Below are 21,296 nucleotides of genomic sequence, written 5' to 3' on the forward strand. Positions count from 1 at the left end.
AGTCCTGTCCGCATAACGGACAGGCGGCGACCGTTGAATCCCGAAAACCTTGCCTGAGTCCGCGAGATCCCTTTCGCGGCTTGTTTCCGGCTTACCGCACCCTCGCGCGCTCCGTACGCATTCCGGGCCGGCCCCGGCCGAAGGCCTACCAGCCCTCGCGCTCTTCGCGCCCTTCCCGCGCCACCATCTCCGCGAGCTGGGCCGTGTTGAGCGCGGCGCCCTTGCGGAGGTTGTCGCCGCAGACGAAGAGTTCCAGGGCGGTCGGGTCGTCCAGGGCGCGGCGGACCCGGCCGACCCAGGTCGGGTCGGTGCCGACCACGTCGGCGGGGGTGGGGAACTCCCCGGCGGCCGGGTCGTCGAAGAGGACGACCCCGGGCGCGGTGGCGATGATCTCGCGGGCCCGCTCGACGGTCACGTCCTGCTCGAAGCGGGCGTGGACGGTGAGCGAGTGCGTGGTGATCACCGGTACGCGGACGCAGGTGACGGCCACCCGCAGCTCCGGGAGGCCGAGGATCTTGCGGGACTCGTCGCGGACCTTCATCTCCTCCGAGGACCAGCCGCCCTCGCGCAGCTCGCCGACCCACGGCACGACATTGAGCGCGAGCGGTCCGGGGAAGGGCCCCATGTCGTCGCCGACGGCCCGCCGCACGTCGCCGGGACCGGTGCCCGGCTCCGCGACGCCCGGGCGCGGCCCCGTACCGGTGACGGCGGTCAGCTGGCGGCGCAGCGTGTCGACGCCGCCGCGTCCGGCGCCGCTGGCGGCCTGGTAGGAGGAGACGATCAGCTCGCGCAGGCCGAACTCGGCATGCAGGGCGCCCACCGCGACGATCATCGACAAGGTGGTGCAGTTGGGGCTGGCCACGAGGGACCGGGGCCGCGACCGCACGGCGTGCGGGTTGACCTCGGGGACGACCAGCGGCACGTCCGGGTCCATCCGGAAGGCGGCGGAGTTGTCGACGACGACCGCGCCCTTGGCGGCGGCGACGGGCGCCCACTCGGCAGCCACCTCGTCGGGGACGTCGAACATGGCGATGTCGACGCCCTCGAAGGCGTCCTCACCGATGGCGAGGACCTCGACCTCCTCACCCCGCACGGCCAGCTTGCGGCCGGCCGAGCGGGGTGAGGCGATCAGACGGATCTCGCCCCAGATGTCGGCGTGCTGCGACAGGATCTGGAGCATGACCTGGCCGACGGCTCCGGTCGCTCCGACGACCGCGAGAGTCGGCCGGGGCTTCATCGCCCGGTGCCCCCGTACACGACCGCCTCGTCCGAGTCGGAGTCGAGACCGAAGGCGGTGTGGACGGCGCGGACGGCGTCGTTGACGACGTCGGCGCGGGTGACGACCGAGATGCGGATCTCGGAGGTCGAGATGAGCTCGATGTTCACCGCGGCGTTGGAGAGCGCCTCGAAGAACGTGGCGGTGACGCCCGGGTTGGTCTTCATGCCGGCGCCGACGAGGGAGATCTTGCCGATCTGGTCGTCGTAGCGCAGGGAGTCGAAGCCGATGGAGCCCTTGGTGCGCTCCAGGGCGTCGATGGCCTTGCGGCCCTCGGCCTTGGGGAGCGTGAACGAGATGTCGGTCAGGCCGGTGGAGGCCGCCGACACGTTCTGCACGACCATGTCGATGTTGACCTCGGCGTCCGCGATCGTGCGGAAGATCGCCGCGGCCTCGCCCGGCTTGTCGGGCACGCCGACGACCGTGACCTTGGCCTCGGAGGTGTCGTGGGCGACACCCGAGATGATGGCCTGCTCCATCTTCTGGTCCCCTTGCGGTTCGTTGCTGACCCACGTGCCCTGGAGCCCCGAGAAGGAGGAGCGCACGTGGATCGGGATGTTGTAGCGGCGGGCGTACTCCACGCAGCGGTGGAGCAGCACCTTGGAGCCGGACGCGGCCAGCTCCAGCATGTCCTCGAAGGAGATCCAGTCGATCTTGCGGGCCTTCTTGACGACCCGCGGGTCGGCGGTGAAGACGCCGTCGACGTCGGTGTAGATCTCGCAGACGTCGGCGTCCAACGCCGCCGCCAGCGCCACGGCGGTCGTGTCCGACCCGCCGCGACCGAGGGTGGTGATGTCCTTCTTGTCCTGCGAGACGCCCTGGAAACCCGCGACGATGGCGATGTTGCCCTCGTCGACCGAGGTCCGGATGCGCCCCGGCGTGACATCGATGATCCGCGCTTTGTTGTGGACCGAGTCGGTGATGACACCGGCCTGGCTCCCCGTGAAGGACTGGGCCTCGTGGCCCAGGTTTTTGATCGCCATCGCCAGCAAGGCCATGGAGATCCGCTCCCCCGCCGTCAGCAGCATGTCGAACTCGCGGCCCGACGGGATGGGGGACACCTCCCCGGCGAGATCGATCAGCTCGTCCGTCGTGTCACCCATCGCCGACACCACGACGACCACTTGGTGGCCGTTCTTCTTGGCATCGACGATCCTCTTGGCGACACGCTTGATGCCCTCGGCATCGGCTACGGAGGAGCCGCCGTACTTCTGCACGACAAGGCCCACGTGCGCTCCTCGGTCAATCAGTTTCGGTCCGCGCCTCGGAGCGGTCGGCTCCGCCGCGGTCGGCTCATTTTACCGAGCCGGCCGGAAACACCCTGGTGGTATCACATCCCGAGATGTCCCGCTCGGGCAGCGATCACCGCCGGGGCGCCCCTCGGCCGCTCAGCCCGACCCCTTCCCAGGCCCTCACTGATCACTCCCGGTTGTGGGGGTGACCACAAAAGGTTTAGACCCCGCCGGGGGCGGGTCGTCCGCTTCCGCCCGCCTCCTACGCCTACCGCGCCGTCCTGGACCGCGTCGACCCGGCCTTCCGCTACGACCTCGAACTCCTCATGAAGATGCTGGACTTCGAACACGAGGAATGGGAGTACTCCACGAAGAAGGTCGACTGGTACACCCAGGACACCCTCTTCTTCTCCCTCACCTGAGCAGGCGGGAGGAGAGGCGGCCGGAGGCGGCCGTCAGCGCACCTGCCGCAGCCCCAGCGGGGCGGCGATCTCCTGGGCCATGACACGGCCGGCCTCCTCGTCCAGGGACTCGTCGGCGAGGTCCTGGTCGGTGTCGAGGCCGTCGAGGGCCGGGAGGGGCTGGTTGAGGCGGACGTGGACGACGAGGGACTGGAGGGCGCGCAGGGCGGCGGAGGCGGTGGTGCCCCAGTTGGAGAAGTAGGAGAACTGCCACCACCACAGCGCCTCGGCGGTGCGGCCCTCGCGGTAGTGGGCCATGCCGTGGCGCAGGTCGGCGACGATGTCGGCGAGGCCGTCGGAGATGCGGGCCGGGACGGGCGCGGTGCGCGGCTCGTAGGGGTCGAAGACCTCGGAGTAGACGTCGACCGGGGCGAGCAGGGTGGCGTACCGCTCGCGGAGCTCGTCCACGTCGGGCTCCGGGCCGAGGTCCGGCTCGTACCGCTCCTCGGGGAGGAAGTCCGCGTGCGCGCCGAGGCGGCCGCCGGCCAGCAGCAGCTGGGAGAGCTGGAGCAGCAGGAAGGGGACGGCGCTGTCCGGCTCGTCGCCCTTGGCGATCTCGGTGACGGCGACCAGGAAGGATTCGACCTGGTCGGCGATCTGGACGGCGAAGTCGTCGGGATCCTGCGTGGTGGAGTGGAGCGTGGCGTCAGACATCGAGGAGTCGTCTCCCTTCGAAGGCGCGGCCCAGAGTGACCTCGTCCGCGTATTCCAGGTCTCCGCCCACCGGCAGCCCGCTGGCGAGGCGGGTGACCTTCAGGCCCATGGGCTTGATCATGCGGGCGAGGTACGTCGCCGTGGCCTCGCCCTCCAGGTTGGGATCGGTGGCGAGGATCAGCTCGGTGACGGTGCCGTCGGCGAGGCGGGCGAGGAGTTCGCGGATGCGCAGGTCGTCCGGGCCGACGCCCTCGATGGGGCTGATCGCCCCGCCGAGCACGTGGTAGCGGCCCCGGAACTCCCGGGTCCGCTCGATCGCCACGACGTCCTTCGGCTCTTCGACCACGCAGATCACCGCCGCGTCCCGGCGCTGGTCGCGGCAGATGCCGCACTGCTCCTGCTGCGCGACGTTCCCGCAGACCGAGCAGAAGCGGACCTTGTCCTTCACTTCCAGCAGGGCGTGCGCGAGGCGCCGCACGTCGGTCGGCTCCGCCTGGAGGATGTGGAAAGCGATCCGCTGCGCGCTCTTGGGACCGACGCCGGGCAGCCTGCCCAGCTCGTCGATCAGCTCCTGGACCACGCCTTCGTACACGGAACGCCTTCCTTCGTGCTCCGCGGCGCCGCGCCCCTCGCCGGGGCCGGGCCGTCGCTTCGTACCGTAGCCGCCGCGGCGCCCGCCCATAAGGCGTGCGGCGGATTACGGAGGCGGATTCACCACGGGTGAACGCGCCGGGGGTCGTACTCGGATCAAGTGGTGCGGAACGGGACGCGGCGGACTCGGTCCGCGCCCCCTTCCGCGCCGGGGCCACGCGGGCCCCACCGCCGAAGCGGCCGGTGTCAGAACGGCAGGCCGGGCATGCCGCCGAGACCCTGGGCCAGCGGGCCGAGCTTGGCCTGCTGGAGCTGCTGGGCGTTCTCGTTGGCCGCCTGGACCGCCGCCACCACCAGGTCGGCGAGGGTCTCGGTGTCCTCCGGGTCGACGGCCTTCGGGTCGATGACCAGGCCGCGGAGTTCGCCGGAGCCGTTCACCGTGGCCTTGACGAGGCCGCCGCCCGCCGAACCGTCCACCTCGGTGCGGGCCAGTTCCTCCTGGGCCACCGCGAGGTCCTGCTGCATCTTCTGGGCCTGCTGGAGCAACTGCTGCATGTTGGGCTGGCCACCACCGGGGATCACGATCAGCTCCTGTGTCCTGAGGTCTGGGTCTGAGGGAGGGGTCGGGGTCGTGGCGGGAGTCGGCGCCCCGGGTGAGCCCGGGAGTTTTCCCGCCTGTCTTGAGCGTACGTGCTCGGCCCGGGCCTCGCTGAGGCACTCTTTCGGGTGACCGCCCCTGCACACCCCCTACCTGATCAGGGCCGTTTTCCCCGGCAGCCCGCACCCACACCGGCACGGCACCCGTCCCCCCGCGCGGTAGGAAGGAACCTTCCGTCCGGCTCGGGAACCACCCACCACCACCGGCCGTCACGGAAAGCACGCGAACGCGCACGCAACGTGCCCGCGGCTCAGTACCATCCCGTACGGCCGTCCGCCACGCCCCGCCGCCGCGCGCACGGTCCGCCGACGACGGCCCCGCACAGCGACGCCGAGAGGGAGTGCCTGGTGAGCCAGCCCAAGGAGCAGCCCGAGGGCCCGCCCGACGACGCCCGCCCCCGGGAACGCCGCCGCCCACGGCACCCCGCCGACCTCGCCGGACGCCCGTTCCCGCTGGGCGACTGGGGCCAGCCGGCCGAGCGCCTCACCGAGTTGTACGAGTGGGTCGAGGAGTCGGCCCTGTCGACCGCCGACTGGTACCTCGCCGACCGCGCCCGCAAGCGCCGCGGCGCCCGCCTGCTGCGCGCCGGGACGGCGCTGGGCGCGGCGACCGGGGCCGCCCTGCCCCTCCTCGACCTCACCGGTGCCCTGCCCGGTGCCTCGCCGTGGGCCTGCCTGGCGGTGCTGCTGGCGGCGGCCTGCGTGGCGCTCGACCGGTATCTCGGGCTGACCTCGGGGTGGATGCGGGACATGGCGACCGCGCAGGCGGTGCAGCAGCGGCTGCAGGCGCTCCAGTTCGACTGGGCGTCGGAGTGCGTGCGGGAGGTGCTGGGCCCCACCGACGGCACCGCCGCCGAGGCCGCGGACCGGTGCCTGGGTGTGCTGCGCCGCTTCTCGGACGACCTGAACGACCTGGTCAGGACCGAGACGGCGGACTGGATGGTGGAGTTCCGGACCGGCCCGGCGCCGCTCGCCGCCCGCGCCTCGGGCGGACTCCCGGCCCGGGCCGACCTGCCCGCGCAGGGGATCCGCCCGGCCCTGCTGCCGGGGACCCGGCCGAACATGCCGCGCCAGCGGCCACCGGACGCGCGCTGACCTCCTGCCCCGGACCGGCCGTCCGGCGCCGGGTCGGCCGGGCGCCCCGCGGGCGGAGCACCCCGGCCGGACCGGCTCAGCTGAAGACGATCATCGAGCCCTGTCCGAGGCTCTTGGTGACGGCCGCGTGCAGGCCGAGCCAGACGTGGCGTTCGCGGGCGAAGGGGCTGTCGTCCAGCGGGGCGGGCGCGGCGGGCTCCTCCAGTTCGGTGGGGCCCTGCGGCGGCGCCGGGGCGGCCGGGGGGTTGGCCGGATCGATGCCGATGGACGGGGCGACGTACTCCAGGTCCCGCAGCAGACCGTGCGAGGAGCCGAGCGGGCCGCCCCCGGCGAGCAGCTCGTCGTTGGCCAGCGGCTCGGGGAAGTCGACGGGGACGTAGGCGCCCGCGTGGTCGTAGTGCCAGACCAGGTGGGAGCGCTGCGCGGTCGCCTCGAACATCTCCAGCAACTGCTCGTAGTCACCGCCCAGTTCGTCGACCGGGGTCACCTCCAGGCCGCAGACCTGGAGCAGGTAGGCGCGGCGCAGGAAGTGCAGGGCCTCGTAGTCGAACCCGGCGGCGGGGGCGACGTCGCCGGAGAGGCCGGGCATGTAGGAGTAGACCGGCACGGAGGGCAGTCCGGCGGCGCCCAGCGCGGCGTCGTAGAGGGCGAGTTCCTCGGCGAACGGGTTGTCGGGGGCGTGGCACAGCACATCGACAAGGGGGACCAGCCACAGGTCACAGGCCAACAGAACTCTCCTCGGTCGCCGTTGGGATCACCACGGGAAGCGTAGTGGGGCGGGGCGGGGTCGCGGGGGTCGCGGGTGGGAGTGCGGGGGGGGCGCGGGCGGGGGGCCGGGACGGGGGCGGGCGTCGGCGCGGCTACGGGTGCCGTCCGGGAAGGGTACGGCGGAACCGGGCCGTCTGGGTCCGGACGGTACGGCCTTCGCGGCGGCGGGACCGGCGCCCGCGCCCGCGCGGCGCCCGGCCCCGCCCTCCGTATGCCCGCCGCGGTCGCGTTCAGCGGGCGTCGGGCCCGGCCAGTTCCTCGATGAGGGCGAGCGAATCGGCGTTGTAGGCCGCGATGATGGCCTGCGCCTCGGGGTAGCACTGGTGGGCGAGGGCGTCGATCAGGGCGCCGTGGCCGGTCCACAGGCGGCCGCGCAGATCGGCCTGGCGGCGCAGGTGGGGGACGGAGCAGACCCAGGACTGCAGGCGCAGGCGGTAGGCGAAGTCGGAGAGGTAGGGGTTGCCGAAGAGGGCGCAGAGTTCCTGCCAGAACCGCAGGTCGTAGCCGATGAGGACGTTGAGGTCCCCGGCGGAGGCGGCCCGGGCGGCCTCCTCGCCCCGGCGCCGCACGGCGAGGTAGCGGCCGGTCTCCCCGGCGGGGGTGTGGTGGCCGAGGCCGCTGAACATGGCGTCGGCGATCAGCCCCCGGGCCTCGATCATGGCCCGGTAGTCGGAGACCGAGAACTCGTGGACGCGGAAGCCCCGGTGCTGCACGGAGTCGAGGAGCCCTTGCGCGGAGAGGTCGACCAGCGCCTCGCGGACCGGGGTGGCGGAGACCCCGTACTGCTCGGCGATCTCCTTGACGGTGAACTCCTGGCCGGGGTGGAGCCGTCCGGCGAGGACCTCGTCACGCAGGGCACCGGCGAGCTGCTGGCGCAGCGTGGAGCGGGTGACGGCGTGGGCGCTGCTCTCGCGCGTCGCGCACATCTGCCTGTCCTTCCCGGTGACGGTCGCGCGGCCCGTTCCCGGACCGGTCCGATGCGGGTCCGCGCATCGGTATGAGCACGTCAGCCTACGCGCTGCGGGCACGGGGAGCGCCGCGCGTGCGGTGCGGGAGGGGCCGGCCGGGGCGGCGGACACCCTCGCACCGGCGACGGGCAGGCCCCCTGGCGCCTGAGCGATGTTTCACGTGAAACCACGGAGGGTGAGCGATGTTTCACGTGGAACATCGCTCACCCTCCGCGAAACGGCCTCGCCCGTCCGGAGCCGGACCGTCGAGCCGAGCGCCGTGGAGACGCGCAGACCGTCAGAGCGTGTGCTCGTCCGCGACCGCCAGCGCCTCGTCCAGGGCGGCGAAGCCCTCCTTCAGCTCCTCCTCCGTGACGTTGCACGGCGGGACCACGTGGGTCCGGTTCATGTTGATGAACGGCCAGAGCCCGCGCTTCTTGGCGGCGGCGCCGAAGGCGGCCATCGGCGCGTTGGCCTCACCAGTGGCGTTGTACGGCACCAGGGGCTCGCGCGTCTCACCGTCCTTGACCAGGTCGAGCGCCCAGAACATGCCGACACCCCGGACCTCGCCGACGCTCGGGTGGCGCTCCGCGAGGCGGCGCAGCTCCGGCTCGACCACCTCGGCACCGAGGCGGGCGGCGTTCTCGACGATGCCTTCCTCCTCCATGACGGTGAGCGTGGCGACGGCGGCGGCGCAGGCCAGCGGATGCCCGGAGTAGGTGAGGCCGCCCGGGTAGGGGCGCTTGGCGAAGGTCTCGGCGATCTTGCCGCTGATGGCGACGCCGCCGAGCGGCACGTACCCGGAGTTGACACCCTTGGCGAAGGTCAGCAGGTCGGGCACCACGTCGTAGTGGTCGGCGGCGAACCACTTGCCGGTGCGGCCGAACCCGGCCATGACCTCGTCCAGGATGAAGACGATCCCGTACCGGTCACAGATCTCGCGGACACCCTGGAGGTAGCCGGGCGGCGGCGTCATGATGCCCGCGGTGCCGGGGATGGTCTCCAGGATGATCGCGGCGATGGCCTGGGGGCCCTCGTAGGCGATGGTCGACTCCAGGTGCGCGAGGGCGCGCTCGCACTCCTGCGCCTGGTTCTCCGCGTAGAACGGAGTGCGGTAGAGGAACGGCGCCCAGAAGCGGACCACTCCCGCGCTGCCGTTGTCGGAGGCCCAGCGGCGCGGGTCGCCGGTGAGGTTGATCGCGGCGGCGGTGGAGCCGTGGTACGAGCGGTAGGCGCTCAGCACCTTGGTGCGGCCGGTGTGGACGCGGGCCATCCGCACGGCGTTCTCGACGGCCTCGGCTCCGCCGTTGGTGAAGAAGATCTTGTCGAGGTCGCCCGGGGTCCGCCCCGCGATCAGCCGGGCCGCCTCGGAGCGCGCCTCGATGGCGAAGGCCGGGGCGAAGGTGGTCAGTTCGGCGGCCTGCTCCTGGATGGCCGCGACCACCTTGGGGTGCTGGTAGCCGATGTTGGTGAAGACCAGGCCGCTGGAGAAGTCGAGGAAGCGGTTGCCTTCGTAGTCCCAGAAGTACGACCCCTGAGCGCCGGCCACGGCGAGCGGGTCGATCAGGTCCTGCGCGGACCAGGAGTGGAACACATGGGCCCGGTCGGCGGCCTTGACGGCGGCACCGGTCTGCGGGTCGGGCTCGGGGAGCCCCGGGAGGGGGGAGCCGTGCTGGCTGGGCTGAGGGGTCATGCCCACAGGCTAAGAGCGGGGAGCGCGGTCGGAGCAATGGGCGGTGTGTCTGGTGCCAGGAGAAGGGGGCGACAGGTTGTCGGGTGGTGCGGGCCGGGGTCGGCCGGGGCAGTGGTGCTCGCCCCGGCCCGCCCCGGCCGGCCGGGACTCAGCCGCGTGCCCGGGCCACCTTGAGCGCGGCCGTCGTCCGCGCCTCGTCGAAGGCGTCCGCCGGGTCCTGGCCCCCCTTGCGCCAGGGCTCGGCCCCGCACCAGGGCCCGATCGCGCGGAACACCGGCAGGGCGGACTCGTACATCTCGCACCGCATCAGGTGGTACGCGAGGAGGTGGCGCAGGCCGGGCGCTCCCCAGCGGAGCCCGCAGACCTGCCGCCCCGCCCCGGACGGCCGCCTTTCGTTCCGGTCCGGACACGAAGGGTGGCCGTCCGGGGCGCGGGCGTACGCTCCCCGACTATCCTCGCGACCAGTGGCTGACGCGTGTCACGGGGGAGGGCGGCGCCGCGATGGAACAACTCGGTCCTGGGGACCCGCAGCACATAGGGGCGTACCGCCTCCAGGCCCGCCTCGGCGCGGGCGGCATGGGCCAGGTCTACCTGGCCCGCTCGGAGCGCGGGCGCACCGTCGCGGTGAAACTGGTCCGCCGCGAACTGGCCGAACAGGCCGAGTTCCGCGACCGGTTCCGCAAGGAGGTCGCCGCCGCGCGGCGGGTCGGCGGCGCCTGGACGGCACCCGTCCTCGACGCCGACACCGAGGCCGAGGTGCCGTGGCTGGCCACCGGATACGTCGCCGGGCCCTCGCTCCAGTCGGTGGTCGCCTCGCACCACGGCCCGCTCCCCGAGCGCTCCGTCCGCATCCTGGCCGCGGGCCTCGCCCACGCCCTCAAGGACATCCACGCCGTGGGCCTCATCCACCGCGACCTCAAGCCGTCCAACGTCCTCGTCACCATCGACGGCCCGCGCGTCATCGACTTCGGCATCGCCCGCGCCCTGGAGACCACCGCCGACGCCGCCCTGACCCGCACCGGCGCCGTCGTCGGCTCGCCGGGCTTCATGGCGCCCGAGCAGGTGCGCGGCGACCGCGTCACCCCGGCCGCCGACATCTTCTGCCTCGGCTCGGTCCTCGCCTACGCGGCGACCGGCGCCCTCCCCTTCGGCACGGCCAACAGCGGCGTCCACGCCCTGATGTACCGCATCGCCCAGGAGCCGCCCGACCTCGAAGCGGTCCCCGAGAACCTCCAGGACCTCATCGGCGCCTGCCTCACCAAGGACCCCGAGGCACGCCCGGCCCTGGACCGCCTCCTCGCCCTGACCGGCGCCGACGACACCGTCAGCGACGGCAAGGCCCTCGACCCCTGGCTCCCCGGCGGCCTCGTCGCCCAACTGGGCCGCCACGCGGTCCGCCTGCTCGACCGCGAGGACCCGGAGGGGGCCGCCGCGGGCGGGGCGGGCGCGGCCGCCACCGCTGGAGCCGCCGGGGCGGACGCCGCCGGTACACCTGTGACGCCCGGTACGCCCGCGACGCCCGGTGCGCCCGCAACCTCGGGAACGCCCGCCGCCCCGGCGACGCCTCCCACGCCGGAAACCCCGGCCGGCCCCGCCGCCGCCCAGCCACCGGCCGGCACGCCGAGTACCCCCGCTCCTCCCGCCCCCGGCACCCCCGGCGCGCCCCCGCCCGGCGGCGTCAACCACCTCCCCACGGTCATCGTCGGCACGACCCCACCGCCCCCGCCGCAGCCCACCGCCCAGCCGCAGGCATCCCAGCCCCACGCCCAGCCCGCCCCGCCGCAGGCGGCCCCCGCTCCCCCGGCGCACGCCTACGGCCACCCGCACCCGGCGTACGGCTACCCGCAGTCCCACCAGCACCCGGGGCTGGCCCCGACTCCGCCGTACGGCCCGGCCCCGCTCCCCGCGCCCGTACCCGCTCCGGCGCGTGACCGGAGTCCGACGGTCCTGCTCCTGGTCGTGGCCCTGATCGTCGCCCTCGGCGCGGGCGCCGGTGTCTACGCCTTCCTCCGCGAGGACGGCGGCGACGACCTGGCGGGCGATCCGAAGCGGCCCTCCCCCACCGCCTCCGCCGACCCCGGCGGCTCCGGGGCCCCGGGCGCCCCGACGCCGGTGGAGCAGTCGCCTTCCGCCGACCCGGGCGACGACGAGGGCGACGGGGACACCATTCCCGCCTCCTTCCTGGGCACCTGGACCACCACCATCGGCACCTCCGACGACCGCCGGCTCACCCTCCAGCAGGGCGAGGTCGGCGACACCGTCCTCTCGCTCACCGCGACCGGCCCCCTCAAGGGCAGCGCCAGCTCCTACCGCTGCGTCTTCCAGGCCGGCCTGAGCGCGGAGCCGGGCTCCCGCGGCCCGCTGCGGATCGGCCCGTCCCGGGTCGTGGTCGGCGAGCCGATGACCTCGTGCAGCGCGGGCGAGTCCACCACCCTCACCCTGCACGGCGACGGCCGCATGACCCGTGTCAACGACGCGACGGGCGAGGCCCTCACCTACACGAAGGTGGGCTGATCAGGCGGGCTCCCCGGCGCGGCCGGCCTTGCGGTAGCTCCACCCGGTGTTCAGGCAGGCTTCCGCCAGCGGCTCGAAGAACCCCTCGGGCAGGCCCAGTTCGACGGCCAGGTCGTCCCAGCGGTGCTCGACCACGTACTCCTTGCAGCGGTCGCAGGCGAACCACTGCTGCGATTCGTGACGGAGCTTCTGCTTGGTGCCCTGCTCGTCGGTGACCCGCCAGAAGTGGACGGACTTGACCGGGAACATGAGGGCGAGGGGGCGGGACGAGTCCCAGCACAGGGTGCAGTCGCGGGGCGTCCACGTCCGCTCGGGGGACAGGTCGTCGAAGTAACCCATGGGCGCAGGGTACTCGCGGTCGTCGGGCAGTCGTCCCGCCATCACTCACTCCCGTCGGATTGCCAGCCAGGCGGCTATCGCCTCCGCCATGGGCATACCCGTCTCGATCTCGGCGAAGAGGAACTGACCGCCCGCGTTGGCCTCCAGGAACCACGGGGTGCCGTCCGAGTCGATCGCGAAGTCCATTGCTGCGTAAGCGAGTTGGGCCGCGTCCAGATATCTGCGTACGGCCGCGCGCAGCGCTCCGTCCACTTCGCCCGCCACCCATTCGCTGGCGTCCGCGGGAAGGAAACGCCAGTCGAGGGTGGCGGTGCGCGGGGTGACGTACGCCGGGAAGAGGCGGTCGCCGACGACGGTCAGCCGCAGGTCCGTCCGCTTGGGAACGCGCTGCTGGAGGCAGGTGGCGCAGGCCGCGACGGAGGTGAAGTCGGCGTCCGGCGGGACGGCCGCCGTGGGCAGGGTGAGCGGCGGATTCAGCGGGTGACGGCCGGACACCGACTTGACGACGAGGCCGGTCCCGACGTCCGCGTACGCCTTCTGGAAGCGGGTCGCCTCGTCGGCCTCGGTGGTGACGAGGGTCTCCGGCACGCGGAGTCCGGCGCGGGCGGCGGTGGCCAGTTGCCAGAGTTTGTGGCGGGAGCGCTCCAAGGCGTCGAGGTCGTTCATCCAGCGCGCGCCGGTGGCGCGCAGGGCGCCGTAGAGAGCGCGTGCGCACTCCAGGGCAACCCATTCGCGCTGTCCCGAGGTGACGTGGCGGCCCGGGGCGCCGGGGCGGCGCACCCAGACCGAGCGGATGTCGGCGAGCGCGACGCGCCCGGTGGGGGTGGACAGGTGGCCGGTGACCTCGCCGTCCGCCGTGACGCGGACGGCGAGGTCGATCCTGCCGGGGAAGTCCTCCGGGTCGAGCCGGAGGACCGGGACGCCGCGGCGCCGCAACTGGAGCACGACCGCGTCGGCGGTGACGTCCTCCTCGCAGGTCAGAACGAGGACCGTCATCGCTCAGTCGTCCCAGTGGGTCTTGCTCCCGGCCGTGGACGCGGTGCTGCCGAGCCGCGCGAGGAGCGCGGCGTCCTCGGCCGCGTACCCGCCGCCGGCGAGGAGATTGACCTGCTGGGCCTCGTCGAAGGCGTAGGGCGCCACCGGCTCGCCGGCCTGCGGGCGGGCGTACTGGAGGGCGAAGGGCGTCATCGTCATCGTGCACTCTCCTCGGCGTCTGGCCTCTGTCGGGTCACGGGCGGGGGTGTGCGGGTGGCGCCGCGGACGCGTGTCCAAGCGCCCGCCGACCGGACTTCCGGTCAAGAGAACTTGTGCCCAGAGCGTGGCGAAAGTAGGGACAATCCGGTAATCAATCGCGTTCCTGATTACCCAGACCGGGGGGCAGATGCCAGCGCCGAAGTCCGTGGACCCCACCGCCTCGCTCGCCGCCCTCCTCGGCGCGCGCATCCGCAAGCTGCGGAGAGCGAAGGGCTGGACCCAGACGGAGCTGGCCGCCAAGGGCGCGACCTCGCAGGGCCGCCTCGCCCAGATGGAACTCGGCCGCGAGACCCCCAGCCAGACGGTCTGCCAACTCCTCGACCAGGCACTCGACGCCGACGGCGAACTCCTCGCACTCTGGGCCCACATCGAGCGCACCCCGTACCCCGACTGGTCGCGGGCCTTCATGCGCTACGAACTGCGTGCGACCCGGATGCGCAAGTACATGGCCGCCACCGTCCCGGGCCTCCTGCAGACCGAGAGTTACGTCCGCACCCTGCTGACCGCGGCCCGCCCCAGCGTGGGCGGCGCCCTGGAGAGCCTGGTGCGCGCACGGCTGGAGCGGCGGCTGCTGCTCACCGGGGAGTCGCCGCCGTACTTCTGGGCGATCCTCGACGAGGCCGTGCTGCGCAGGCCGATCGGGCCGCCGGAGGTGATGCGGGAGCAGTTGACCTACCTGCTCCACATGCAGGAGACCGAAAGGGTGTCGCTCCAGGTGCTGCCCTTCTCCGCGGGCGTGCACCCGGCGCTCGGCGGCTCGGTCACCGTCCTGAGCTTCGACCGCCGCCCCGACGTGGCCTACCTGGAGAGTTCCCACTCCGGCGAGCTGGTCGACGACCCTGAGGCGGCCGCGGGCTACGGGCTAGCATTCGATCAGCTTCACGCCCAGGCGCTCTCACCCCATGCGTCCGCAGCCATGATCCGCAACGTGTTGGAGGGCTCCTACGGTGTCACTCGCGTCTCCCGACGGCGTCGCCGGTCCGTGGCGCAAGAGCAGCTACAGCAACACGCAGGGTGGGGACTGCGTCGAGGTCCGCGACGACCTGCCCGGCCTGGTCCCGATACGTGACAGCAAGGACCCGGGGCGGGGCACGGTGCGCGTCTCGGACCGCGCCTGGCGGGTTTTCCTGGGCGTGACCAGGACGTAGCGCGCCGTCCGCCCGGACCCCGGGGACCGGATGAGGGACGGCCGCGTGCGAGGGTGGGTGCGGGGCGGGAAGACTCGCTCGCGGACGGCGGCGCACGGCGGGTGAGGGGGAGTCGGTTATGACGGAGCAGCGGCCTGACGGCCTGTCCGCACCCACCTCGCGCCGCTCCCAGCGCCGTCGCACGGTCGCCGAGCTACGGGCTCAGGGACGCGCCGGGCCCGAACTCCGGGACGTCCTCCCGGGCTTCGCCGGCATGGTCCTCGTCACCGCCGGCCCGGTCGTGGGCCTCGCCTGGCTGTACGGCACCCACGGCCTCGGCGCCCTGCTGCTGGGCGCCGTCCTGCTCGCGGCCGTCACCGCGGTGGGGGTCCCCTGGCGGCGCGCGGTGGTCCGCCGACGCGGCGGCCGCTACACCCCGGCCGAACTGGCGGTCCTGGACGACCACAGCCTGGCGGTGGCCGCCGAGCGCATGCTGCGGCGCGACGGCTGGCACGTCCTGCCCATGCCGGACGACGGCCGTCCCCGCCTGTACGCCCGCGACCGCCGCGACCGGCGCCTCGACGTATCGTTTCGCCCGGTCGAGGAGGGCCCCGCCGCCGAGGAGCCCCCCGGCGGCCCCGCCACCCTGCGCGAGCCGGGCGGCCCCGCCGACGACCGGGTCATCCGCGTGGTCGTCAGCCGGGGCACCTACAGCCCCGAGGAAGTGCAGTGGGCCTCCCGGCCGGGCGGGGACCACCTGGTCGACGGGCGGCAGTTGCAGCAGTGGGCGTCCGGGGCGTCCCTGGACGCGCTGGGGCTGCTGGGCTGAGGACGGGCCCGGGAGCGGGCACGCGGCGACGCCGCTCCTACCTCGAACCGGCTCCGCGCCCCCTCGATGTGCCCGAGGTACCGCCGCGTCCACCCGCGCACCCGGTGGGTCGTCTCGCGCAGGGCCGGTCCCGGTTCGGTGAGGCGGTAGTCGACACCGGCCGATCAGTCCGTGGTCGGATCCGCTGTCCGCCCCTCCCCCCGCCGCCCGGCCCGCCGCCGGATCACCAACGGCAGGACGTACCAGCACAGTCCGAACCACAGCATCACGCCGCCCACCAGCACCTCCGCGAGCAGCGAGGGCACCGCGACCCGCAGTATCAGCAGCAGGGCGCCGCAGATGGTCAGGGCCAGCAGGACCATGCCGCAGGCCATGAGGCGGCCGGCGGCGTCGACGATCTCATCCTTCATGCGGAGGCCGGAGAGGAAGCGGTGGATGGAGACGGGGGCGATGAGGGAGGCGGTCGCGGAGGCGGCGAGGACCACGGTCACGACGTAGATGACGTGGTCGAGGACGTCGAGGTCGCGGAAGAGGGAGGTGAAGGCGACGCTCAGCAGGAAGCCGAAGAGGATCGACACGCCGGTCTGGGCGACCCGGGTCTCCTGCAGGACCTCGTTCCACTTGCGGTTGACCCGTTCGCGGGCGGATTCCGGCCGCTCCTCCGGCCGCTCCTCCGCCTTCTGCTCCGCTGCGGCGCCGTGGCCGCAGGCGCAGGAGGGGCAGGGGGCGGGCCCGTCCGGGCGGGTGGATGAGTCGATCATGGTCATGGCGGCGCCCTCCGTCGTCAGGTACGTCCGCTTGCCCCCTTTTCGGAGGAACATGCAGGTGGGGTGGGGTGGTGGCCAGAAGTCGGCCGGCGTGCTCCCCTCCCGGTCCCGGTCCCGCGCACCCTGGGAACTTCCTTCCCTGGTTACGCCCCGCCGCCGAGCCCAGCATGAACGGGACCCGTCCCCACCCCTTCCGGAGTCCCCATGCACACCTGGTTCATCACCGGCGCCTCCCGCGGCTTCGGCCTGGAGATCGCGCGGCAGGCCCTGCTGCGCGGCGACGCCGTCGTCGCCACCGCCCGTAAGCCCGAGGCCGTGGAGGCGGCCCTGCCCCACCGCCCCGACCGCCTGCTCGCCCTGCCACTCGACGTCACCGACGAGGAGGCGGCCCGGACCGCTGTAACCGCCGCTGTCGACGCCTTCGGCCGGATCGACGTGCTGGTCAACAACGCGGGGCGCGGGCTCCTCGGCGCGGTCGAGGAGTCGTCGGACGCCGCCGTCCGGTCCCTGTACGACACCAACGTCTTCGGGCTGCTCAACGTCAGCCGCGCCGTCCTCCCGGTGATGCGGCGGCAGCGGTCCGGCCGTGTCCTCAATCTCAGTTCGCTCGGCGGCTTCGCCAGTTCCAGCGGGTTCGGGATCTACTGCTCGACCAAGTTCGCGGTGGAGGGGATCTCCGAGGCGATGCGGGAGGAGCTGGCGCCGCTCGGCGTCCACGTGACCCTCGTCGAACCGGGGTACTTCCGCACCGACTTCCTCGACGCGGGCAGCCTGCGCACCGAGGACCGGCTCATCGCCGACTACGCCCCGACCGCCGGAGCCGTCCGCCAGGCCGTGCCGGGGATGAACCACGCCCAGCCCGGTGACCCGGTCAAGGGCGCGGCCGCCGTGCTGACCCTCGCCGACGCCGAGGCCCCGCCGCTGCGGGCGCAGCTCGGCAGCGACTGCCTGGCCGAGCTGGAGCGGAAGCTGGCGTCCGTGCGGCAGGAGGCCGAGGCGTGGCGGGAGCTGGCCCTGTCGACCGACCACGACGAGGCCGGGAACTGGCCCGCCGGGCCCTCCCCTGTCCCGTCCGCAGCCACCGCCTGGGCTCCCGCCCATGACCGAACTGGGTGATTTCCTCCGTGCCTGCCGGGACGGCCTCCCTCCGGCGGAGGCCGGGATCCCGGTGTACGGGCGGCGCCGGGTGCCGGGGCTCAGGCGCGAGGAGGTCGCCGACCTGGCCGGGGTCAGCGTGGACTACGTGGTGCGGCTGGAGCAGGGCCGGGTGGCGGGCGCGTCGCGGGCGGTGCTGGTGGCGCTGGCGCACGCGCTGCGGCTGCGGCCCGACGAGGAGGCGTACCTGCTGCGGAGTGTGACGACCGCCGGGACGGGCCGTGCGGCGGGCGAGGCCCCCGTGCGGCCCGTCTCCCCGGCGACCCGCCTGCTCCTCGACAGCGTGGCGGGCGTCCCGGCGCTCGTCCTCGGCCGCCGGATGGACGTACTCGCCTGGAACACTCTGGGCGCCGCCCTCTTCACCGACTTCGGCCGCGTACCGCCCGAGCGGCGCAACCACGTACGCCTCGCCTTCCTCGACCCGGAGGTGCGCTCCCGGTACGCCGACTGGGACCGGGTGGCCAGGGAGTGCGTCGCGTACCTGCGGATGGAGGCCGGGCGGTATCCGGACGACCCGCGACTGGACGGGCGGCGGCAACACGCGCCTCGGCCTCTTCGACGAGGCGGACGGGATGGACGAGGCCAGCGTCGTCCTGCTGCGGATCGAGAACGACGGGGCGCTCTCCGTCTCCGCCGGGGACTACACCTCGGGCGGACTGCACGGCATGACGGCGACCTTCGACGGGCGTCAGGTGCACGGCGTCGCGGTGACCGTCGGCCCGGGCAGCGGCGCGCTGATGTCCCACTTCACCCCGGCCCACGGCCTGGAGTACGAGGGGTCGAGCCTGCGGATCCCGCGCGTGCCGCTCAACAAGGGCGAGTACTTCAAGCTCCTGGTGCTGCTCAGCGGCGGCACCGTCGGCTCGAAGGTGACCGTCAGCGGCGGCGTGCAGGACGGCGACGTGCACCCCAACGAGTCGCTGACCCCGGACGAGAAGCCTCCGGTGTTCAGCAGACCGGCCCGGCTGACCTCCATGGCCTTCCTCGTCGGGATCGCCCTGCTGGCGGGGCTCATCGTGACCGGCGGGCAGACGCCCCCGCCGATGGGGTGCGCGACGGGCACGCTGGAGGTGACGGGCTCGACGGCGTTCGCGCCGGTGGCGAAGGAGCTGGCCGGGGCGTACATGGAGCAGTGCCCCGGCTCGCGGATCACGGTGGCGGCGCACGGGAGCACGACCGGCCTGCGGGAGCTGGCCGAGCGCGGGGCGTCGGCGAAGGACGGGGCCCCGGCGCTGGTGGCGCTCTCGGACGGGCCCGCTCCGGAGGGGCAGGAGATCGCGGACGGGGGCGACCCCGCCGGGCGCCTGGCCGGGACACGGCTCGCCGTCTCCGTCTTCACGCTCCTCGCCCACGAGGACGTCCCCGTGCGGAACCTGGCCCTGGCCGACGTACGGCGGATCTACGCGGGCGAGGTGACCGACTGGCGCCAGCTCGGCGCCGAGCGCTCCCTGCCGATCGTGCTGGTGGGCCGGGGCGCGGCCTCCGGCACCCGGGACGCCCTGCAACGCCGGCTGCTGGACGGGGCGTTCGAGCCCTCGGCCTCCTCGCGGGACTGCTCACGCAAGGACAACCCGAAGGCGCCCCTGGTCCGCTGCGAGCTGGACACCACCGAGCAGGTCATCGCGGCGGTGGCCCGCACCCCGGGCGCCCTCGGCTACAGCGAACTGCGCGCCACCCGCACCCTGGAGGGCGTCCGCCGACTCGGCCTGGACGGACGGCAGCCCTCGCTGGACGGGGCGGGGCACGACGCGTACCCGTACCGGGAGATCGAGTACGCCTACACCTACGGGCGGCCCCCGGCGGACTCGCTGGCGGCCGGCTTCCTGGCCTTCGCGACGCGCGGGCCCGGGCAGGACGTGGTGCGGGCCCACGGGCATCTGCCGTGCGGGACGCCGGAGGGGCTGCGGGTGTGCGGGGCCGCGGACTGACCGCGGACCCCGCCCTCAGCTGGTGCCGGGCCCCGGGAACTCCTCGCCGAAGTGGTACGGGGCGAGGCAGTAGGTGAAGCCCGCCTCGCCGTTCAGCTCGATCTTCTCCTGTTCGCAGTAGGCCGCCAGGCCGTCCGCGACGTGCCAGCTCGTGCCGTCGAACCAGAAGATGCCACCGGCGTAGTGGACCGTGGCGCCGGTGTCCGGGTCGGTGAGGTTGAGCGACTCGTAGTTCTCGGGGCGGTCGCGGACCAGGGCGACGAGGTCGTCGGGGACGCCGTCGTAGAGGGAGAGCTGGAGGGCGTAGTCCTCCTCGGCGTAGAGGTTGAGGGCGCCCTCGTGGTCGAAGGTCAGCAGGAGGGCGCGGCCGTCGGCGGGGAAGTACCAGACGGTGGACTGGCCGCCGCCGTCGTTCCAGGCGAGGCGTTCGGCGCCGTCCACCGTGGCGGGCTCGATGTCGGCCTCGGCGGCGACGAGCGCGGCGCGCCGCCGGACCTCGTCGAGCGGGGTGGCCTGGAGCGCCTGCCAGGTGGCGTTGTCGGTGAGGGGGCCGCCCGTGTCGGTCCCGTGTTCGCTGCTGTCGCTGCCGCTGTCGTTGCTCATGCGGGGAAGGGTAGGGGACCGCGCCGGCAGCGTCCGCCGGGCGGCGGGAGGGCCTGCGCGGTCCCTCCTACCGCGCCCGCCGGGCGCATCAGAGCTCGCCCCTGGCCGCTCCGGCGGACGCGGAGCACCGGCCGGATCCGGGCGCGGGTCGGGGGTCGGGTGCGGTGTCGGGGGGGGCGGCTTGCGGTGGGGGTGGGTGGCGGTGCAGGTCACGTCCTGCCCGGCGGCGTGTCGACGGTGTGGTCGGCGGCAGGGGGCGGCCTCGATGGCTGCGGGTGACCCCTCCGGGGTTCTGCCCGGTGCCGTCGGCGTGTCGTCCTTGATCAGAGTGAGCCTGGCGGGTGACGGCGGCCGGGCGGTGTTGACCAGCGTGCGGCTGCCGTGCAGAACGGAGTTGACGGTGCTGACGAGGCCGCGCGGGCCCCGAGCCCGTCGTCGGTACGGCACCGGGACGGGGCCAGCTCGTACCCGCCGGGCCCGTCCTCGGTGAGGCGGTACGCCTGGCCGCGGCGGACGGGGAGGGTGGCCCTTGGAGCCGGGGTGCGGCGACGTCAGCTCTGCGACAGGCGGCCGGAGACGAGCGGGCGGGTGGGCGTGAGGAGGCCGGGCAGAGCCTGGGAGCGCCCGGCCCCACCCGGTAGCCTCGTCCACCGATCCCGCCGCCCGCACCCGCGGGCAGCTCACCGACAGGGGGAACCACCCGCATGAACGGCATCGACAGGAAGACCGTCGACGACGCGATCGCCCACGCCTTCAAGGAGGTCAGGACCGCGATGGACACCCACAGCGAAAAGAGCCTCCGCATGTACAGCGAGGCCCTGACCGCCCTGCTGGAGCTGCGCAAGGCCATCGTGGCGGAGGAGCCGTCCAGGGACTGAGCAGCCCGAACAGGCCCGCTACCCCGGCGCCACCATCCGCCGGCCCCGCTCCGTACGCCCTAGGGCCGCCGCCTCCCCTGCCTCGCCTTCGGCGGCCCGGGCCCGTACTCCTCGCCCTACACGGCCACACGGCCACTTCGGCCGGGGCTGCGTCCATGTGCCCCTCCCCGCCGCCCTCATCGGCCGCTACCGCGTGATCACCCCGACCCAGCGCGGCCACGGCCTCCCCGACAACGCCGCCGCCACCTTCGCTCCGCAGGAGGACGTCGCCGACGCCGCCGCCCTGCTCCACACCGCCCCGTCCCTCGCAGCCGCCCTCGGCCACTCGATGGGCGGCGCCGGCGCCTTCCTCCTCGCCATACGCCACCCCGACCTGGTCCCGGCCCTCGTCGTCGCCGACGTGACCGTACGAAACCAGCCACCCGCGACCCAGCCGGTCCTGGACGTCACCGCCGGCCCCGCCGCGCCCCGTCACGGGCGGCCCTGCGACAGACGGCCGAGACCCAGCTGACCGGCAACTTCTCCGAC

General features: G+C 73.7%; 23 protein-coding genes and 1 pseudogene. 10 read left to right on the forward strand and 14 right to left on the reverse strand.

All coding sequences use genetic code 11. From position 1 onward, the window contains the following. Nucleotides 1-145: 145 nt before the first annotated feature. From ACFWMZ_RS20915 to ACFWMZ_RS20935, 5 genes are all read right to left on the reverse strand, one after another. The gene (locus ACFWMZ_RS20915) at nt 146-1,237 is read right to left on the reverse strand and encodes an aspartate-semialdehyde dehydrogenase (protein WP_383180310.1); all 1,092 of its coding nucleotides are present in this window, start codon (nt 1,235-1,237) and stop codon (nt 146-148) included. Next, entirely contained in the window at nt 1,234-2,505 is a 1,272-nt protein-coding gene (locus ACFWMZ_RS20920) for an aspartate kinase (protein ID WP_383180307.1), read from the reverse strand. Before ACFWMZ_RS20920 ends, ACFWMZ_RS20915 begins: the two co-directional genes overlap by 4 nt. Before the next feature lie 458 nt (nt 2,506-2,963). Further along, nucleotides 2,964-3,623: a DUF5063 domain-containing protein gene (locus ACFWMZ_RS20925; protein WP_383203344.1), complete on the reverse strand. Its 660-nt coding sequence runs from the start codon at nt 3,621-3,623 to the stop codon at nt 2,964-2,966. Beyond that, nucleotides 3,616-4,215 (reverse strand): recombination mediator RecR, encoded by a 600-nt coding sequence (gene recR, locus ACFWMZ_RS20930; protein ID WP_383180301.1) that lies wholly within the window; start codon nt 4,213-4,215, stop codon nt 3,616-3,618. Before recR ends, ACFWMZ_RS20925 begins: the two co-directional genes overlap by 8 nt. Nucleotides 4,216-4,460: 245 nt before the next feature. Continuing rightward, nucleotides 4,461-4,796, reverse strand: coding sequence for a YbaB/EbfC family nucleoid-associated protein (locus tag ACFWMZ_RS20935; protein ID WP_383180298.1), 336 nt, complete (start codon nt 4,794-4,796; stop codon nt 4,461-4,463). 423 nt (nt 4,797-5,219) lie between these two features. On the opposite strand from ACFWMZ_RS20935, the gene ACFWMZ_RS20940 reads away from it, so the two are divergent. After that, nucleotides 5,220-5,966, forward strand: coding sequence for an SLATT domain-containing protein (locus ACFWMZ_RS20940; protein ID WP_383180295.1), 747 nt, complete (start codon nt 5,220-5,222; stop codon nt 5,964-5,966). Between the two features lie 76 nt (nt 5,967-6,042). On the opposite strand, the gene ACFWMZ_RS20945 is transcribed toward ACFWMZ_RS20940, so the two are convergent. The 4 genes from ACFWMZ_RS20945 to ACFWMZ_RS20960 form a co-directional block, all read right to left on the reverse strand. Further along, nucleotides 6,043-6,693: a hypothetical protein gene (locus ACFWMZ_RS20945; RefSeq protein WP_383180292.1), complete on the reverse strand. Its 651-nt coding sequence runs from the start codon at nt 6,691-6,693 to the stop codon at nt 6,043-6,045. Nucleotides 6,694-6,964: 271 nt separating this feature from the next. After that, nucleotides 6,965-7,660, reverse strand: coding sequence for a GntR family transcriptional regulator (locus tag ACFWMZ_RS20950; RefSeq protein WP_383180289.1), 696 nt, complete (start codon nt 7,658-7,660; stop codon nt 6,965-6,967). Nucleotides 7,661-7,979: 319 nt separating this feature from the next. After that, entirely contained in the window at nt 7,980-9,374 is a 1,395-nt protein-coding gene (locus ACFWMZ_RS20955; RefSeq protein ID WP_383180286.1) for an aspartate aminotransferase family protein, read from the reverse strand. A gap of 148 nt (nt 9,375-9,522) precedes the next feature. Next, complete coding sequence (locus tag ACFWMZ_RS20960; protein ID WP_383180283.1) at nt 9,523-9,681, reverse strand: hypothetical protein; 159 nt, start codon at nt 9,679-9,681, stop codon at nt 9,523-9,525. 194 nt (nt 9,682-9,875) lie between these two features. Between ACFWMZ_RS20960 and ACFWMZ_RS20965 the strand changes: the two genes are divergently transcribed. Next, on the forward strand, nt 9,876-11,888 hold the full coding sequence (locus tag ACFWMZ_RS20965) for a serine/threonine-protein kinase (protein WP_383203346.1): 2,013 nt from the start codon (nt 9,876-9,878) through the stop codon (nt 11,886-11,888). On the opposite strand, the gene ACFWMZ_RS20970 is transcribed toward ACFWMZ_RS20965, so the two are convergent. The 3 genes from ACFWMZ_RS20970 to ACFWMZ_RS20980 are packed head-to-tail and all read right to left on the reverse strand — an operon-like array spanning nt 11,889 to nt 13,415. Continuing rightward, on the reverse strand, nt 11,889-12,227 hold the full coding sequence (locus ACFWMZ_RS20970; protein ID WP_383180275.1) for a hypothetical protein: 339 nt from the start codon (nt 12,225-12,227) through the stop codon (nt 11,889-11,891). It lies immediately after the preceding gene. A 45-nt stretch (nt 12,228-12,272) separates the two neighbouring features. Then, nucleotides 12,273-13,223 (reverse strand): MvdC/MvdD family ATP grasp protein, encoded by a 951-nt coding sequence (locus tag ACFWMZ_RS20975; protein ID WP_383203349.1) that lies wholly within the window; start codon nt 13,221-13,223, stop codon nt 12,273-12,275. 3 nt (nt 13,224-13,226) lie between these two features. Beyond that, nucleotides 13,227-13,415 carry a hypothetical protein gene (locus ACFWMZ_RS20980; RefSeq protein ID WP_383180416.1) on the reverse strand — a complete coding sequence of 63 codons (189 nt, stop codon included), beginning with the start codon at nt 13,413-13,415 and terminating at the stop codon, nt 13,227-13,229. A gap of 193 nt (nt 13,416-13,608) precedes the next feature. On the opposite strand from ACFWMZ_RS20980, the gene ACFWMZ_RS20985 reads away from it, so the two are divergent. The 3 genes from ACFWMZ_RS20985 to ACFWMZ_RS20995 all read left to right on the forward strand — a co-directional run bounded on the left by ACFWMZ_RS20985 (nt 13,609) and on the right by ACFWMZ_RS20995 (nt 15,437). Then, on the forward strand, nt 13,609-14,550 hold the full coding sequence (locus ACFWMZ_RS20985; RefSeq protein ID WP_383180269.1) for a helix-turn-helix domain-containing protein: 942 nt from the start codon (nt 13,609-13,611) through the stop codon (nt 14,548-14,550). Then, the gene (locus tag ACFWMZ_RS20990) at nt 14,525-14,629 is read left to right on the forward strand and encodes a DUF397 domain-containing protein (RefSeq protein ID WP_383180413.1); all 105 of its coding nucleotides are present in this window, start codon (nt 14,525-14,527) and stop codon (nt 14,627-14,629) included. Before ACFWMZ_RS20985 ends, ACFWMZ_RS20990 begins: the two co-directional genes overlap by 26 nt. A 118-nt stretch (nt 14,630-14,747) precedes the next feature. Next, nucleotides 14,748-15,437 carry a hypothetical protein gene (locus ACFWMZ_RS20995; RefSeq protein ID WP_383180267.1) on the forward strand — a complete coding sequence of 230 codons (690 nt, stop codon included), beginning with the start codon at nt 14,748-14,750 and terminating at the stop codon, nt 15,435-15,437. A gap of 164 nt (nt 15,438-15,601) precedes the next feature. Here ACFWMZ_RS20995 and ACFWMZ_RS21000 read toward each other — a convergent pair whose 3' ends face one another. After that, complete coding sequence (locus tag ACFWMZ_RS21000; RefSeq protein WP_383203370.1) at nt 15,602-16,204, reverse strand: DUF6328 family protein; 603 nt, start codon at nt 16,202-16,204, stop codon at nt 15,602-15,604. 204 nt (nt 16,205-16,408) lie between these two features. On the opposite strand from ACFWMZ_RS21000, the gene ACFWMZ_RS21005 reads away from it, so the two are divergent. The 3 genes and pseudogenes from ACFWMZ_RS21005 (at nt 16,409) to ACFWMZ_RS21015 (ending at nt 19,287) form a co-directional block, all read left to right on the forward strand. Further along, entirely contained in the window at nt 16,409-17,320 is a 912-nt protein-coding gene (locus ACFWMZ_RS21005; protein ID WP_383203352.1) for an oxidoreductase, read from the forward strand. After that, a pseudogene (locus ACFWMZ_RS21010) lies at nt 17,304-17,825 on the forward strand (helix-turn-helix domain-containing protein); the annotation flags it as partial. The gene ACFWMZ_RS21005 and the pseudogene ACFWMZ_RS21010, both read left to right, overlap by 17 nt. Nucleotides 17,826-17,931: 106 nt before the next feature. Continuing rightward, a complete protein-coding gene (locus ACFWMZ_RS21015) occupies nt 17,932-19,287 on the forward strand; it encodes a PstS family phosphate ABC transporter substrate-binding protein (protein WP_383203355.1) in 1,356 nt (451 codons plus the stop codon). Nucleotides 19,288-19,302: 15 nt separating this feature from the next. On the opposite strand, the gene ACFWMZ_RS21020 is transcribed toward ACFWMZ_RS21015, so the two are convergent. After that, on the reverse strand, nt 19,303-19,890 hold the full coding sequence (locus ACFWMZ_RS21020) for a hypothetical protein (protein ID WP_383180255.1): 588 nt from the start codon (nt 19,888-19,890) through the stop codon (nt 19,303-19,305). Between the two features lie 704 nt (nt 19,891-20,594). Here ACFWMZ_RS21020 and ACFWMZ_RS21025 point away from each other — a divergent pair. Both ACFWMZ_RS21025 and ACFWMZ_RS21030 read left to right on the forward strand, forming a co-directional pair. Further along, a complete protein-coding gene (locus ACFWMZ_RS21025; RefSeq protein WP_383180252.1) occupies nt 20,595-20,768 on the forward strand; it encodes a hypothetical protein in 174 nt (57 codons plus the stop codon). A gap of 157 nt (nt 20,769-20,925) precedes the next feature. After that, complete coding sequence (locus tag ACFWMZ_RS21030) at nt 20,926-21,279, forward strand: alpha/beta fold hydrolase (protein ID WP_383203357.1); 354 nt, start codon at nt 20,926-20,928, stop codon at nt 21,277-21,279. Nucleotides 21,280-21,296: the final 17 nt, after the last annotated feature.

This window comes from Streptomyces sp. NPDC058373 (genome assembly GCF_042723275.1).
GTDB lineage: Bacteria > Actinomycetota > Actinomycetes > Streptomycetales > Streptomycetaceae > Streptomyces.